Annotated in this window: 11 protein-coding genes; 9 read left to right on the plus strand and 2 right to left on the minus strand. The window is 73.1% G+C overall.

The annotated features are described in order from the left end of the window. Positions 1-95 precede the first annotated feature (95 nt). Together ACQPZZ_RS35180 and ACQPZZ_RS35185 are read left to right on the plus strand one after the other, a co-directional pair. The gene (locus ACQPZZ_RS35180) at positions 96-1,586 is read left to right on the plus strand and encodes a protein kinase domain-containing protein (RefSeq protein WP_432926215.1); all 1,491 of its coding nucleotides are present in this window, start codon (positions 96-98) and stop codon (positions 1,584-1,586) included. 42 nt (positions 1,587-1,628) lie between these two features. Next, on the plus strand, positions 1,629-3,257 hold the full coding sequence (locus ACQPZZ_RS35185; protein ID WP_432926217.1) for a serine/threonine-protein kinase: 1,629 nt from the start codon (positions 1,629-1,631) through the stop codon (positions 3,255-3,257). A gap of 26 nt (positions 3,258-3,283) precedes the next feature. Here ACQPZZ_RS35185 and ACQPZZ_RS35190 read toward each other — a convergent pair whose 3' ends face one another. Beyond that, positions 3,284-3,886 carry a TetR/AcrR family transcriptional regulator gene (locus ACQPZZ_RS35190; RefSeq protein ID WP_432926219.1) on the minus strand — a complete coding sequence of 201 codons (603 nt, stop codon included), beginning with the start codon at positions 3,884-3,886 and terminating at the stop codon, positions 3,284-3,286. Positions 3,887-3,986: 100 nt separating this feature from the next. Between ACQPZZ_RS35190 and ACQPZZ_RS35195 the strand changes: the two genes are divergently transcribed. From ACQPZZ_RS35195 to ACQPZZ_RS35225, 7 genes are all read left to right on the plus strand, one after another. Beyond that, complete coding sequence (locus tag ACQPZZ_RS35195; protein WP_363644700.1) at positions 3,987-4,427, plus strand: DoxX family protein; 441 nt, start codon at positions 3,987-3,989, stop codon at positions 4,425-4,427. An 87-nt stretch (positions 4,428-4,514) separates the two neighbouring features. Then, the gene (locus tag ACQPZZ_RS35200) at positions 4,515-5,906 is read left to right on the plus strand and encodes a class II fumarate hydratase (RefSeq protein WP_432926222.1); all 1,392 of its coding nucleotides are present in this window, start codon (positions 4,515-4,517) and stop codon (positions 5,904-5,906) included. 67 nt (positions 5,907-5,973) lie between these two features. After that, complete coding sequence (locus tag ACQPZZ_RS35205; protein ID WP_432926223.1) at positions 5,974-6,747, plus strand: 3-hydroxybutyrate dehydrogenase; 774 nt, start codon at positions 5,974-5,976, stop codon at positions 6,745-6,747. Further along, positions 6,732-8,633: a helix-turn-helix domain-containing protein gene (locus ACQPZZ_RS35210; RefSeq protein WP_432926225.1), complete on the plus strand. Its 1,902-nt coding sequence runs from the start codon at positions 6,732-6,734 to the stop codon at positions 8,631-8,633. The genes ACQPZZ_RS35205 and ACQPZZ_RS35210 overlap by 16 nt, the downstream gene beginning before the upstream one ends. Positions 8,634-8,709: 76 nt before the next feature. Beyond that, positions 8,710-10,047: an MFS transporter gene (locus ACQPZZ_RS35215; RefSeq protein WP_432926227.1), complete on the plus strand. Its 1,338-nt coding sequence runs from the start codon at positions 8,710-8,712 to the stop codon at positions 10,045-10,047. Then, a complete protein-coding gene (locus ACQPZZ_RS35220; protein ID WP_432926229.1) occupies positions 10,047-11,381 on the plus strand; it encodes a 3-hydroxybutyrate oligomer hydrolase family protein in 1,335 nt (444 codons plus the stop codon). The genes ACQPZZ_RS35215 and ACQPZZ_RS35220 overlap by 1 nt, the downstream gene beginning before the upstream one ends. After that, complete coding sequence (locus tag ACQPZZ_RS35225) at positions 11,378-12,406, plus strand: alpha/beta fold hydrolase (RefSeq protein ID WP_432926231.1); 1,029 nt, start codon at positions 11,378-11,380, stop codon at positions 12,404-12,406. Before ACQPZZ_RS35220 ends, ACQPZZ_RS35225 begins: the two co-directional genes overlap by 4 nt. A 17-nt stretch (positions 12,407-12,423) precedes the next feature. On the opposite strand, the gene ACQPZZ_RS35230 is transcribed toward ACQPZZ_RS35225, so the two are convergent. Then, the gene (locus tag ACQPZZ_RS35230; protein ID WP_432926233.1) at positions 12,424-14,397 is read right to left on the minus strand and encodes a glycosyltransferase family 2 protein; all 1,974 of its coding nucleotides are present in this window, start codon (positions 14,395-14,397) and stop codon (positions 12,424-12,426) included. Between the last annotated feature and the right edge of the window lie 23 nt (positions 14,398-14,420).

Raw genomic sequence — 14,420 nt, forward strand, 5'->3', positions numbered from 1 at the left:
GCAGGGGTGTTGTCAGGATCTTTGACAGAAGATCTCAACAATTTCCCGGCATGGTCTCTACAGGTCGCAGTGTACAAATCGGTAAGCTGCCACCCATGCGTGCGCCGTCCGGATACCTGTTAGCCGCGCGCTATCGGCTGATCGAGCCGGTCGGGCGCGGCGGGATGGGCACTGTGTGGCGCGCGCGTGACGAGCTGCTCGACCGCGAGGTGGCCGTCAAGGAGGTGCGCCTCCCGCTGGTCCTGGACGAGGACCTGCGTGCGGAGCTGTGCGCGCGCACCGAACGCGAGGGCAGGGCGACAGCCATGGTCGCCCACCCCGCGGTGATCACGGTCTTCGACGTCATCACCGAGGACGACCGCCCGTGGATCGTGATGGAGCTGCTCAGGGCGCGGTCTCTGGAGGAGCTCATCCGCCAGGAGGGCCCGCTGCCGCCGCGCCGGGTGGCCGACATCGGACGGCAGGTGCTCGGCGCGCTGCGGGCCGTCCACGGCAAGGGCATCCTGCACCGGGACGTGAAGCCCAGCAACGTGCTGGTGACCGACGACGACCGGGCGGTGCTGACCGACTTCGGGCTGGCCGCCCTGGAGGGCGACGCCTCCATCACCCAGGCCGGGATCGTGCTGGGCTCCGCCGGGTACATCGCCCCGGAACGCGTCCTCGGCGACAAGGCGAGCCCGGCGGCCGACCTGTGGTCGCTGGGCGCGACCCTCTACACCGCCGTCGAGGGCCGCGGCCTGCACGGGCGCCGTACGGCCGCGGCCGCGCTCGCGGCGCTGACCAGCGGCGCCCCGATTCCCATGGAGAAGGCGGGCCCGCTCGCCCCGGTCCTTCGCGGCCTGCTCCAGATCGACCCCGCGGCCAGGCTCGACAGCGTCCGCGCCGCCCACGCGCTGTCCAGGATCGCCGCCGGAGGCATGGCCGAGGACCCGTTCGCCTCCCCGTTCCGGGCCGGCCGGCCCACGCCGCCGCCGACCGCCCCGCAGCCCACGGCCCCGGACACCCGCAAGCCGCCGCAGCGCGGCCAGCGAGGGCAGCACCGGGCCGAGTCGCGGCCCACGCCCAAGGTGACCCCGCGCGACCGCGACTCGGGGGCCCACCGGCAGTCGGGCCCGTACGGCCAGCTGTACCGGCCCGGCGACTACGGCCAGCCGTATCCGCAGAGCGGGCAGCCGAGGGGGCCGCAGACACCCCACACGTACGGCCCGCACGGGCAGTCCGGGCACTACGGACAGTTCGGTCAGAGCGGTCACCTGCGGCACAGCGGACCGTACAGCGGCTCACACAGTGGTCCACACAGTGGGCTACACAGCGGCCCGCAGCCGCAGTACGGAGGACAGTACGGGCAGTACGAAGGACAGTACGGGCAGTCCGGTCCCCACCACGGCACCTCGCGCGACTTCCGGGACTCCCGGGAGATGCCGGCCGTGCCGTCCCAGCGGCGGCGGCCGAGTGAGGGCCTGCACCGGAAGCCGCCGGAGCCCACTCTCTACCACGTCGTGCGCATCCCCATGATGCGGCACGTGGCAAAGATGATCAAGATTCTGCTCCCGCGCCGGTATTGGCCCAGAATCTTCATCAAGTAACCGGAAAGCGATTTACAAGACGGGATCGCTATCTTTCTAGATATGCCGGAACAGCACCCGCCGCTGCTCGCCGACCGCTACGAGCTGCGCACCCGCATCGGCCGGGGAACCATGGGCACCGTCTGGCGGGCGTACGACCAGTCGCTCGGCCGGGAGGTCGCGGTCAAGGAGATCCGTCAGGACTCCTCGCTCAGCTCTCGGCAACAGCAGGAGCTGCGCGAACGCATGATGCGCGAGGGCCGCATGGCGGCGCGTGTCAGCCATCCCTCCGTCGCCACCATCCACGACGTGATCGTCCACGACGGCATCCCGTGGATCATCATGGAGCTCGTCGAGGGGCGTTCCCTGGAACAGGTGATCGACCAGGAGGGGCCGCTGCCGCCGCGTCTGGTGGCGGAGATCGGCTACGACCTGCTCGGCGCGCTGCGCGCGGCCCACGCCCAGGACATCCTGCACCGGGACGTCAAGCCGGCCAACGTACTGCTGACCGAGACCGGCAGGGTGGTCCTGACCGACTTCGGCATCGCCAAGGCGCTGGGCGACAACGCGCTCACCCAGACCGGCATGGTGATCGGCTCGCCGGGCTACACCGCCCCGGAGCGGGCCAGGGGCGACCACACCGGTCCCGAGTCCGACCTGTGGTCGCTCGGCGCGACGCTGTACTTCGCCGTCGAGGGACGCCCGGCGTACGAACGGGCGACCGTGGGCGAGACGCTGGCCGCGCTGATGACGGAGAGGGCCGACCCGCCCACGCAGGCCGGACCGCTGCGGCCGGTCCTCGACGGCCTGCTGGAGAAGGACCACACCGCGCGCATCACGCCCGAACGGGCCGCCGCGATGCTGCGCGTGATCGCCGACACCCCCACGGGTTCCATCCCCGCCGTGCCCGCGGCGGGGCCGGGCGACATGGGCGATATGAAGGCGCGCCCCGGCGGGTACGGCTCCGCCGCCCCACCCCACGCCGGCCCACCCCACGCCGGCCCACCCCACGGCGGCGCCCCGGCCGCCGGAGCGGCCGGAGGCCGGGCAGGCGGGGGGAGCGCGACCCGGGACGACGAGGACGACGCCAACCGCACGCTGGTCGTCGCCCGCCCGCAGAGCGGCCCGCGCCTGCCTCCCCCACCCGCCCGGCCGGGAGAACAGCCCGCACCGCGAGCGCCCGGTCCGCGTAGCGGTGCCGTCCAGCCTCCGCCGGCCGGCGGAGCGCCGGGCCGCGGCCCCGCGGCCGCAGCGGGCGGCCCTCACGCCGGCGACCGCCCCGCGCCCGCCACGCCGGCGCCTTCCGCCGGAATGCCCGGCGGCCCGCACACCGCGCCCCCCGGTGCTCCGCACACCGCGCCCCCCGGTGCTCCGCACACCGCGCCTCCCGGTGCTCCGCACACCGCGCCTCCCGGTGCTCCGCACACCGCGCCTCCCGGTGCTCCGCACCCTGGCGGCCGGAACCCCGCGCCGCCCGGGCCGTACCCCCCGGCGGGTCCCGGCCCGTACGCCCCGGGAGGTCCCGGCGGTGGCGCCCCACGTCCGCCCAGCCTGGGCACGGACCTGTTCGCGATGCGCGGCCCCGACGGTCCGGACGCCAAGACGCAGGCCCGGGTGCTCGTGACGATGGGGATCGTGCTCGTCGCCGTCCTCGCGCTGATCCTCCTGGGCGTCTTCATCTTCGCCAGGTGACGGTGCGCCGGACGCCTGCCGCCGCTTCAGCCCGGCGCGAGCCCCCGGCCGCCTGATCCTGTCCGCATGGCGCCGAGAACAAGGCGGATCATCGACCGGGCGAGCGCTTCCGGATCGCCGCCGGCGCTTTCCGGCAGGGCGCCGCTCAGCCACAGGCTGGTGAAGCCGTGGACCAGCGACCAAGCCGCCATCGTGGTCATCCGGTCGTGTTCCAGGCCGGGCGACAGCCAGCGGGTGCTGGTGACGAGCATCCCGGCGGCGCGCTCGCGCCCGGTCCGGACGCTCGGATCGTCGGTGCGGTAGAGCTCGGGCCGGAACATCACTTCGAAGTAGGGCCGGTGGTCGATGCCGAAGCGGACGTAGGCGACGCCGACCTCCCATACGTCGTCGGCGGCGGCCTCGAGAGCGTCGGCGAACATGGCGAAGCCCTCGGCGGCCACGGCCGTCAGCAGGCCCTGCTTGTCGCCGAAGTGGTGGGCGGGGGCGGCGTGTGAGACGCCCGCGCGGCGGGCCAGCTCGCGCAGGCTCCATCCGGCCGGGCCGGATTCGGCGATGGCCTGGAGGGCGGCGTCGACGATGGCGCGCCTCAGGTTGCCGTGGTGATAGGACGGCTGGCTGATCTGCCTCACCTCCGCGTTCCGGTGCCGCTGTGCCGATCCCACCCTATCTTGACATTGACAAGATGGCGGCGTTCCTTCAATCTTTCCATTGACAAGATTGGAGGACGGGATGGCTCCGTTCATCGCCCTCACGGGCGGCTTCGTCGTCCTGCGGCTCATCGGCCTGGTCGGGCTCGACGCCCTGGACGCCTGGCAACCGGCGCTGCGGGGGGCTCTCGCCCTGATGTTCGTCGTCACCGGCGTGCCGCATTTCCTGCCCTCGTGGCGCCGCGACTTCGTCGCGATGATCCCGCGGGCGTTCCCGCACCCGGCCCTGCTGGTCACCGTCACCGGCGTCCTGGAACTGGCCGGCGCCGCCGGGCTGCTGTCGCCGCCGGTCGCGCCGTACGCGGCGATCGGGCTGGCCCTGCTCATGATCGCCATGTTCCCGGCCAACGTCTCGGCGGCCCGCCGCGGTCTCACCCTGGCCGGGAAACCGGTGACCCCGTTGCCCGCCCGCACGGCCCTTCAAGTGCTCTTCGTCGCCGCCGCCGTGGCGGCGGCCGTGTGACGCGGGGCCGGCACGTCCGAAGATCCTCGTTCAGGGGGCGCGCATCCGGGCAGGAACGAGCCGTAGGAAGACCCGAAGGACTGAGGCATGGACGAATTCCGCATCGAGCACGACTCCATGGGCGAGGTCCGGGTGCCCTCCCGGGCCAAGTGGCGGGCCCAGACGCAGCGCGCGGTGGAGAACTTCCCGGTCTCGGGCCGGGGGCTCGAGCCCGCGCACATCGCGGCGCTCGCCCGGATCAAGGCCGCCTGCGCGAAGGTCAACGCCGAGTACGGCGTGATCGACAAGGACATGGCGCAGGCGATCCAGGAGGCCGCGAGCGAGGTCGCCGAGGGGAAATGGGACGACCAGTTCCCGGTGGACGTCTTCCAGACCGGGTCGGGCACCTCGTCCAACATGAACATGAACGAGGTGGTCGCCACGCTCGCACAGGAGCGGCTCGGCCGGCCCGTCCACCCGAACGACCACGTCAACGCCGCCCAGTCGTCCAACGACGTCTTCCCGTCCTCCATCCACGTCGCGGCGACGTACGCGGTGGTGCACGAGCTGACGCCCGCGCTGGAGCACCTGGCGACCACGCTGGAGGAGAAGGCCACCGAGTTCGCCGACGTGGTGAAGTCGGGCCGCACCCACCTCATGGACGCGACGCCGGTCACACTCGGGCAGGAGTTCGGCGGCTACTCCACCCAGATCGAGCTGGCGCTCGAACGGCTGCAGGCCGCGCTGCCGCGTCTGGCCGAGCTGCCGCTGGGCGGCACGGCCGTGGGCACCGGGGTGAACGTGCCCGCCCCCGGCTGGGCGCAGTCCGTGATCGCCGAGCTGAGCCGCATCACGGGCCTGCCCTTCACCGAGGCCAGGGACCACTTCGAGGCGCAGGGCGCGCGCGACGGGCTGGTCGAGCTGTCGGGCATGCTCAAGGTGATCGCCGTCTCGCTCAACAAGATCGCCAACGACCTGCGGTGGATGGGGTCGGGCCCGCGCGCCGGGCTGGGTGAGATCAACCTCCCGGACCTCCAGCCCGGTTCGTCGATCATGCCGGGGAAGGTCAACCCCGTGATCCCCGAGGCCGTGACCATGGTGGCCGCCCAGGTCGTGGGCAACGACGCCACGGTCACGATGGCCGGGGCCTCCGGCGCGTTCGAGCTCAACGTGATGCTGCCGGTGATGGCCCGCAACGTGCTGGAGTCGATCCGGCTGCTGGCCGGCGTGTCGCGGCTGCTCGCCGACCGATGCGTCGGCGGGATCACGGCGAACGTGGAGCGCCTGCGCGAGTACGCCGAGTCGTCGCCGTCGATCGTCACCCCGCTGAACCGATATGTGGGGTACGAGGAGGCCGCGAAGATCGCCAAACAGGCGCTGAAGGAGCGCAAGACGATCCGGGAGGTCGTCATCGAGCGCGGCCACGTGGCGAACGGCACGCTGACCGAGGAGCAACTCGACCGGGCGCTGGACGTGCTGTCCATGACCCGCCCCACATAGGAAGGCGGGCATCTATGTCGCCGGTCGCCATGTGCCCGGAAGGGCCCGGTTCCTATCATGAGACAGCATGAGCCTTGAAGGGCGTACCGCACTCGTCACCGGCGCGGGGAGCGGCATCGGCCGGGCGTGCGCCCGGCGGCTTGCCGCCGAGGGCGCGCACGTCGTCGTCGCCGACGTCAACGCCGAGGCCGCGGGCAAGGTGGCCGCCGAGATCGGCGGCACGCCGGTGGCCGTCGACCTGTCCGATCCGGAGTTCCTGGTGGCCTGGCGCGGCCAGCTCCCGCCCTCGCCGGACACCCGCCTGCACGCCGACATCGTGGTGAACAACGCGGGCTTCCAGCACGTGGCCCCGATCGAGGAGTTCCCGCCCGAGATCTTCAGCGCGATCATGCGGGTGATGGTCGAGGCGCCGTTCCTGCTCGTGCGGGCCGTGCTGCCCGGCATGTACGAGCGCGGCTGGGGCCGGATCGTCAACATCTCCTCGGTGCACGGCCTGCGCGCCTCGCCGTTCAAGTCGGCCTACGTGACGGCGAAGCACGCGCTCGAAGGCCTGTCGAAGGTGATCGCCCTCGAAGGGGCGCCGCACGGGGTCACCTCCAACTGCGTCAACCCGGCGTACGTGCGCACGCCGCTGGTGGAGAACCAGATCGCCGACCAGGCGCGGACGCACGGCATCAGCGAGGACGAGGTCGTCGAGCAGATCATGCTCGCCCCCGCGGCGATCAAGCGGCTGATCGAGCCGGACGAGGTGGCCGAGATGGTCGCCTACCTGTGCGGGCCCCAGGGATCGTTCGTCACCGGCGCCTCGATCCCCGTCGACGGAGGATGGAGCGCGCGCTGACCCCGACCGCTCCGGACCAGAACAGCGCGTACGCCTACCTCGACCTGCTCGCCCGTGAGGCGTCGGCGGTCGAGTTCGAGGGCCCGATCCTGCAGGCCAGGGCGGCGGGAGCCGACTCCGCGACCCTGGAGGAGCTGGAGCGGGCCAAGGTCGCCGCGCTGCGGGTGCGGGCCGTGCTGCGCCGGCGGGCCAGGCGGGAGGCGGAGCTGTCGGCGCTGTTCGACACCGCGAGCGACCTGGCCGGGCTACGCGACCTCGACGCGGTGCTGGAGGCCATCGTGCACCGGGCCAGGCAGCTGCTCGCGACCGACATCGCGTACATGACGCTGAACGACCCCGAGCGCGGCGACACCTACATGCGGGTGACCGACGGGTCGATCTCGGCCAGCTTCCGGCGGCTGCGGCTGCCGATGGGCGCCGGGCTGGGCGGGCTGGTGGCGCAGAGCGGCACGCCGTACAACACGGCGGACTACTTCGCCGACCCGAGGTTCCGGCACACGAACACGATCGACGTGGCCGTCCACGAGGAGGGCCTGGTGGCGATCCTCGGGGTGCCGCTGCGGCTCGGCACGCAGGTCATCGGCGTGCTGTTCGCGGCCAACCGCGGCGCCAGGCCGTTCGCGCAGGAGGAGGTGGCGCTGCTGTGCTCGCTGGCAGCGCACGCCGCGGTCGCCATCGACACCGCCCGGCTGCTGCAGGAGACCCGGGCGGCGCTGGCCGAGCTGAGCGAGGCCAACACGCTGATCAGGGCGCACAGCGAGTCGATCGAGCGGGCCGCGGACGCGCACGACCGGATGACCGGCCTCGTGCTGCGCGGAGGCGGGGTGGAGGACGTCGCGGCGGTCGTCACCGAGGTGCTGGGCGGCCGCCTGACCGTGCTCGACGACGAGGGCCGCCCCCTCGTGGGCGAGTCCGGCGACCTGGACGCGGGCGTGTTCGACGCCGCCCGGTCCTCGCGGGCCCTCGGCCGCACGGTCAAGCGAGGCGACGCGTACGTCGCGTCGGTGGACGTCGGGGCGGCGCCGCTGTGCACGCTGGTCCTGCGGACCGACCGCCCGGTGTCCGACACCGACCAGCGGATCCTGGAGCGGGCCGCGATCGTCACCGCGCTGCTGCTGCTGTTTCGCCGCAGCGTCGCCGAGGCGGAGGGGCGGGTGCGCGGCGAGCTGCTCGACGACCTGGTCTCCCGCCCCGAGCTGCGCGGGCTGCACGACCGGGCCCGCCGTCTCGGCGTCGACCTCGACGCGCCGCACGTGCTGGTCGTGGCCCGGCACGACGGACAGCGGGAGCGGGCCGCCTTCTGGGCCTCGTCGCAGGCGACGCTGGCGCACGGCCTGGCCACCGCCCGGGGCGACGAGGTCGTCCTGCTGCTGCCCGGCGAGCGGCCCGGCGCGCTGGCCCGCCGCGTCGCGGCCGAGCTGAGCGCCTCGCTGGGCCGCCCGGCGACGGCCGGGGCCGCGCCGGCCTCGGGGCCGGTGACGGCGGTCGCCGCCGCCTACGCCGAGGCCCGGCGCTGCGCCGGGGCGCTGGTCGCGCTCGGCCGTACGGGCGACGGCGCGAGCGCCGAGGAGCTGGGCTTCGTCGGCCTGCTGGTGGGCGAGCGGCGCGAGGTGTCCGGCTTCCTGTCCGGCGCGCTCGGGCCGGTGCTCGACTACGACGCGCGCCGGGGAACCGCCCTGGTCAAGACGCTGATCGCCTATTTCGGCACCGGCGGCTCGCTGTCGCGTACGGCCGAGGCCCTGCACATCCACGTCAACACGGTGACCCAGCGGCTCGACCGGGTGGGGCAGCTGCTCGGCGCGGACTGGCAGGAGCCCGAGCGCGCCCTGGAGATCCAGCTCGCCCTGCGGCTGCACCGGCTGCGCACCCACATGCCGGACGCCTGAGGTGTGTGGCGACGCCCCATAGGAGTGACCTCGGTCACTGCATACCGTGGCGGAACCCCCCATCGGAGGAGTTCCCATGGCAAACACCCCACCTGCCCGGATCGGCAAGGTCGTCGGGGCCAGCCTGATCGGCACCACGATCGAGTGGTACGACTTCTTCCTGTACGGCTCGGCCGCCGCCCTGGTCTTCAACAAGCTGTTCTTCCCCACCGAGGACGAGCTGACGGGCACCCTGCTGGCGTTCCTCACCTACGCCGTCGGCTTCGTCGCCCGGCCCCTCGGCGGGCTGGTCTTCGGCCACTACGGCGACCGGCTCGGCCGCAAGCGACTGCTCGTCATCAGCCTGCTCATGATGGGCGGATCGACGTTCCTGATCGGCCTCCTGCCGACGTACGCCGCCCTCGGCGCCGGCGCGCCCCTGCTGCTGACCGCGCTCCGCCTGGTGCAGGGTTTCGCGCTCGGCGGCGAGTGGGGTGGCGCGGTGCTGCTGGTCTCCGAGCACGGCGACCCCCGCAACCGCGGGTTCTGGGCGTCCTGGCCGCAGGCCGGCGCTCCCGGTGGCAACCTGATCGCCACCGGTGTGCTGGCGCTGCTGGCCGCGGTGCAGCCCGACGACGCGTTCCTCGCCTGGGGCTGGCGGATCGCGTTCCTGTTGTCCGGCGTGCTCGTGCTGATCGGCCTGTGGATCAGGCTGACGGTCGCCGAGTCGCCGGTGTTCCAGGAGGCGTTGGAGCGGCGGGATCCCGCGCCGAAGACCCCCATCGTGGGCGTCCTGCGCCACCACTGGCGCGATGTCCTGGTGGCGATGGGCGCCCGGATGGGCGAGAACGTCTCCTACTACGTGATCACCGCGTTCGTCCTCGTGTACGGCACGACGGCCGCGGGTCTGCCCAAGGGCACCGTGCTCAACGCCGTGCTGATCGGCTCGGCGGTCCACTTCGTCACGATCCCGCTGTGGGGCGCGCTGTCGGACCGGCTCGGCCGCAGGCCGGTCTACCTTCTCGGCGCGGCGGGCGTCGGCCTGTGGGCCTTCGCGTTCTTCCCGCTGATCGACACCAGGAACTTCGCCCTGGTCACCGTGGCCGTGACGGTCGGCCTGCTGCTGCACGGCGCGATGTACGGCCCGCAGGCGGCGTTCTTCTCCGAGCTGTTCGCCACTCGCATGCGTTACTCGGGCGTCTCGATCGGCTACCAGCTCGCCTCGATCGCGGCCGGCGGCGTCGCCCCGCTGATCGCGGTCGCCCTGCTCGACGCGTACGGCTCGAGCGTGCCGGTCTCCGTCTACGTGGTGGCGGCGGCGATCCTCACGATGATCGCGGTGATCGCCTCCAGGGAGACCCGCGACCGCGACCTGTCCGCCGTCGAACCGGCCCCGGGCGCCGCCCGCACCGCCGCGATCGTGAAGGAGGCCTGATGCGCAGGCGTTTCGGTGTCCTGGCCGCCCTGGCGGTGGCCCTCCCCCTGGCCGCGGCGCTCCCCGCCCAGGCCGCCGCCTGCCCGCAGGTGCGAGTCCCGGGAGCGGAGAAGCAGGTGATCGCCTGCCTCGGCGACCTCACCACGAAGGGCACGTCGGCCTCCGGGCACACCGACCAGTCGGACTGGTCGGGTCTCAGCTCCCCCGGCGCCGTCAACCCGAGCGGCGTGCCGGGCGTGCAGATCGACGGCTACTTCCCCGACGCCTCCACCGGCGACACCAACCACGGCTGGAACCACGACTCCCAGTTCGTCGTCCGCCTGCCCGAACGGTGGAACGGCGGCCTGGTCGTCGCCGGGTCGCCCGGCAACCGGGAGACGTACGCCAACGACTTCACGATCTCCGACTGGGCGCTGGCCAAGGGCTACGCGTACGCCGCGACCGACAAGGGCAACACCGGCGTCGACTTCTACCGGGACGGCGTACGTCCCGGAGACGCGGTGGCCGAGTGGAACCACCGGGTGAGCGAGCTCGCGGCCGCCGCCAAGGCCGTCGTCCGGCAGCGGTACGGCAGGCCGGCCCGCACGACGATCGCGGCCGGCCAGTCGAACGGCGGCTACCTGGTCCGCTGGCAGCTCGAGAACCGCCCCGACCTGTTCGACGGCGGCGTCGACTGGGAGGGCACGCTGTTCACCGCCGAAGGACCCAACCTGCTGACGTTCCTGCCGAAGGCGCTGCGCGCGTACGCGAAGGGCGACGCGGCGGGGGTCGCGGCGGCGGGCTTCGCCCCCGAGTCCGACTTCCTGTGGCCGTTCCACTACCAGTACTACTGGGACTTCACCCAGCGCGTCTTCCGTGAGGAGTTCGACCCGGCCTACGACGGCGACACCGAGGCGGGCACGCCGTTCTGCGCCTCCGGCACGCCCGGCTGCGACACCGATTACGACTACGCCTCCAGGCCCGCATCCGTGAAGCAGGCGATGGCACGGGTGAGTCTCACCGGGAAGATCAAGCGGCCGCTGGTCATCGTCCACGGCACTCTGGACGCGTTGCTGCCGATCCGCGAGGATTCCGACGTATACGCCAGGATGATCGCCGACCGGCACCGCGACCGGCTGCTGCGCTACTACCGCGTCGAGGACGGCACCCACGTCGACAGCCTCTACCCGGCCTTCCCCGACCGCCTGCGGCCCTTGCTGCCCTGCTTCCGCAGCGCGTTCACCGCGCTGGAGACGTGGCTCGGCAGGGGCACGCCACCGCCTCCGAGCGCCACCCTGCCTCGCCCGGCCACGGGCGACCTCGAAAACACCTGCACACTGGGAGCAACACCATGACCCTGCCCATATCGGCCGAGCGCGTCGGCACGCCCCGCCTGACCCTCAACGTCCTGTCGGTGCCCGGCTCGTCGGGTGATCCGGTGCTGTTCGTGCACGGCAACGTCTCCTCCAGCGCGTTCTGGCGCCCGACGATGACCGCGGTCGCCGCGGCGGGCTTCCGGCCGTACGCCGTCGACCTGCGCGGCTTCGGCGACTCCGACCCCGAACCGGTGGACGCGAGCCGGGGTGTGCGCGACTACTCCGACGACGTGCTGGCCCTGCTCGACGTGCTGGGCCCGGCGCACCTGGTGGGCTGGAGCCTCGGCGGCGGGGTGGTCATGCAGGCCATGCGTGACAGGCCCACGGCGGTCCTGACCGCGACGCTGGTCAACCCCGTCTCGCCGTACGGCTTCGGCGGCACCGTCGGCCCGGACGGGGTGCTCACGAGCCCCGACGGCGTCGGCTCCGGCGGCGGCGCGGCCAATCCCGACTTCGTGGCGGCTCTGCGGGCGGGCGACCGATCGGCCGACTCGCCCGTCTCGCCCCGGAACGTGCTGCGCGCCACGTACGTCGCCCCCGGCACGGACCTGGGCGAGGAGGAGGACGCGTACGTGGAGTCGATGCTGTCCACCCGGATCGGCGACGACCACTACCCGGGCGACTCCCTGCCCTCGGACGCCTGGCCGAACGTCGCCCCGGGCAAGCGCGGCGTGCTCAACACGATCGCGCCGACCAACTTCAGGATCGACGACCTGCACGAGATCGACCCGAAGCCGCCCATCCTGTGGATCAGGGGCGACCAGGACGTGATCGTCTCGGACGGCTCGCTGTTCGACCTCGCTCACCTGGGCGCGATCGGCGCCGTGCCCGGCTGGGACGGCACGCCCGCCCAGCCCATGGTGACCCAGACGCGGGCCGCCCTGGAGCGCTACGGCGCCTACCGTGAGGTGGTCATCGAGGGCGCCGGCCACGGGCCGCAGATCGACAGGCCCGAGGAGTTCCGCGCCGCCCTGCTCGCCCACCTCCCCACCCCCGCCGCGTGATCCTGTCGTTTACATGATCACGGCGTGAGCGAGGAGTGGCGAGGGGTGAGCGTCCCCCGCAGCCGGACGGCGATGCGCCGCAGCAGCGAGGGGGCCTGCGGCGAAACCGCGGCGGGCAGGACGGACACCTGCCCGCCGCGGCGCACCGCCAGCCCGAACAGCAGATCCACGTCCTTCTGCTCGACGCGCAGCGCGGGCCGCCAGGCCCCCGGACCGAGGCAGTCGTCCCCGCCGATCCGGCTCACCGGCACCCGCGCGACGAGCTGCCCGGCCACCCGGCCGGGGATGCCCGGCTCGACCAGCGCGGGCACGACCATGCTGCGCCCGCGTCCGTCCTGCTCGCGCAGCACCAGCTCGGTGGGCGGCCCGCCGCTCGGCGGCACGTACGGCACGGGCACGACGACGAAGACGTGCCCCTCCTGCCTGGCCACCGTGGCCCGGGACGAGACCAGCGCGATCGACTCGGGGAACGACTTCGGCTCCACGCAGACGCCCAGCTCGCCCCGCTCCGACCAGCACGGCACGACGAGCCGCCTCGGCTCACCGGCGAGCGCGCCCGCGCAGCTCATCGGCAGGGCGGGACGGGCCACCCGGGTGCGGCCCGCCTGCACGCCCCGCATGCGCACATGGATCTCCCACAGCCCGGCGGGCAGCGGCCGTCCGAGAGCCGCCGCACCGGCGTCGAGCCGGGCCTGCCCCGTCACCCAGACGCGTACCTGGTTTCCGAGGCCGGCCCGCCCAACCGAGCAGGTGACCGGCAGGGAGTGGACCACTCCGGTCTCCGCGTGGCGCACGCAGACCTCCACGCGGGCCCGGCGCACCGCGTCGGTCACGTCGGCGCCCTCGTCGTCGAGCAGGCCGTCGAGCAGGCCGTCGACCCCGGGCGGCGGGGTCCACAGGAGCCGGTCGTCCCGCTGCCGCAGCCACAGCGGGCCGCCGCCCGCCCGCAGGATCTCCACGCTCAGATCGAGCGACAGCACGCCCTGGTCCCAGCGCAGCTCGCGCAGCTCGGCGCTGAGCCTGGTGCCCCGGGACGCCTCGGCGAGGGCGATCAGCGCGTCGAGCCGGTCCTGGCGCAGCAGTGCCGTACGGGCGCGCAGATGCGCGGGCAGGTGGACGTCGAGCGCGGCGGGAAAGCGGTCGAGAGTGAAGCGGCGCAGGAAGGAGAAAAGGACCATCCGCTCGTCCGGCCCGGCGGCGAGGAACCGCGCGCCCGACAGGCGACGCAGCCCGAGCGTCCGATACCAGTGGGCGTGGATGCGTTCCCGCTGCGGACCCGGCTCGGTGTGGGCGTCCACCACGTCGAAGATCGCGTTGAGGCCGTCGAAGAGCGCCTCCGCGTCCGGCACCTCCTCCTCGGCCGTCCCCCGCGGTGCCGGGCCCAGGTGGCAGCAGATCTGGCCGGCCAGTACGGCGATCACCTTCGCGGTCAGGTACGCCCTGGTCACGAAGACCTGCTCGGACAACGGCCGGTCGGCGAAGCGGAGCTGGCAGGTCTCCAGGAAGTCGCGGCTGAACAGCTTGTGCGCCGTCGGCAGCGCGAGGAGGTGATCGCGCAGCACGTCGGCCCGGTCACGGTCACGGGCGAAGGCGGCCGGCGGCGGATTCCTGTCGGCGAGCCTGCCGACCAGCACGTCGGCGTCGGTCTCCACCGCCCTGTCGTACATCCGCTCCAGGGCGTGCGGCTCCAGCCTGTCGTACTGGCCGAGCAGGTAGACGTACTGGCCGCGCGCGACCGACAGGCCGACGTTGCGCCCGCGGGCGGGCGAGCCGCTGTGGTCGAGGTGCAGGACCCGCACGTTGTCGCGCTGCCCGGCGATCGCGTCGAGCCGCCTGCGGGTCCCGTCCGTCGACCCGTCGTCCGCGAAGATGACCTCGTACTCTTCCGGCGGCAGCGACTGCTCCAGCACCGAACGCACACACGCGCCGAAGGCGTCGTCCGACAGCCCGGGGTTGGACACGGGCATAACCACGCTGACCTTCACACCCATGAGGCCAAGGGTGCAGTGCGACC

This window comes from Microbispora sp. CA-135349 (assembly GCF_050947365.1).
Lineage (GTDB): Bacteria > Actinomycetota > Actinomycetes > Streptosporangiales > Streptosporangiaceae > Microbispora.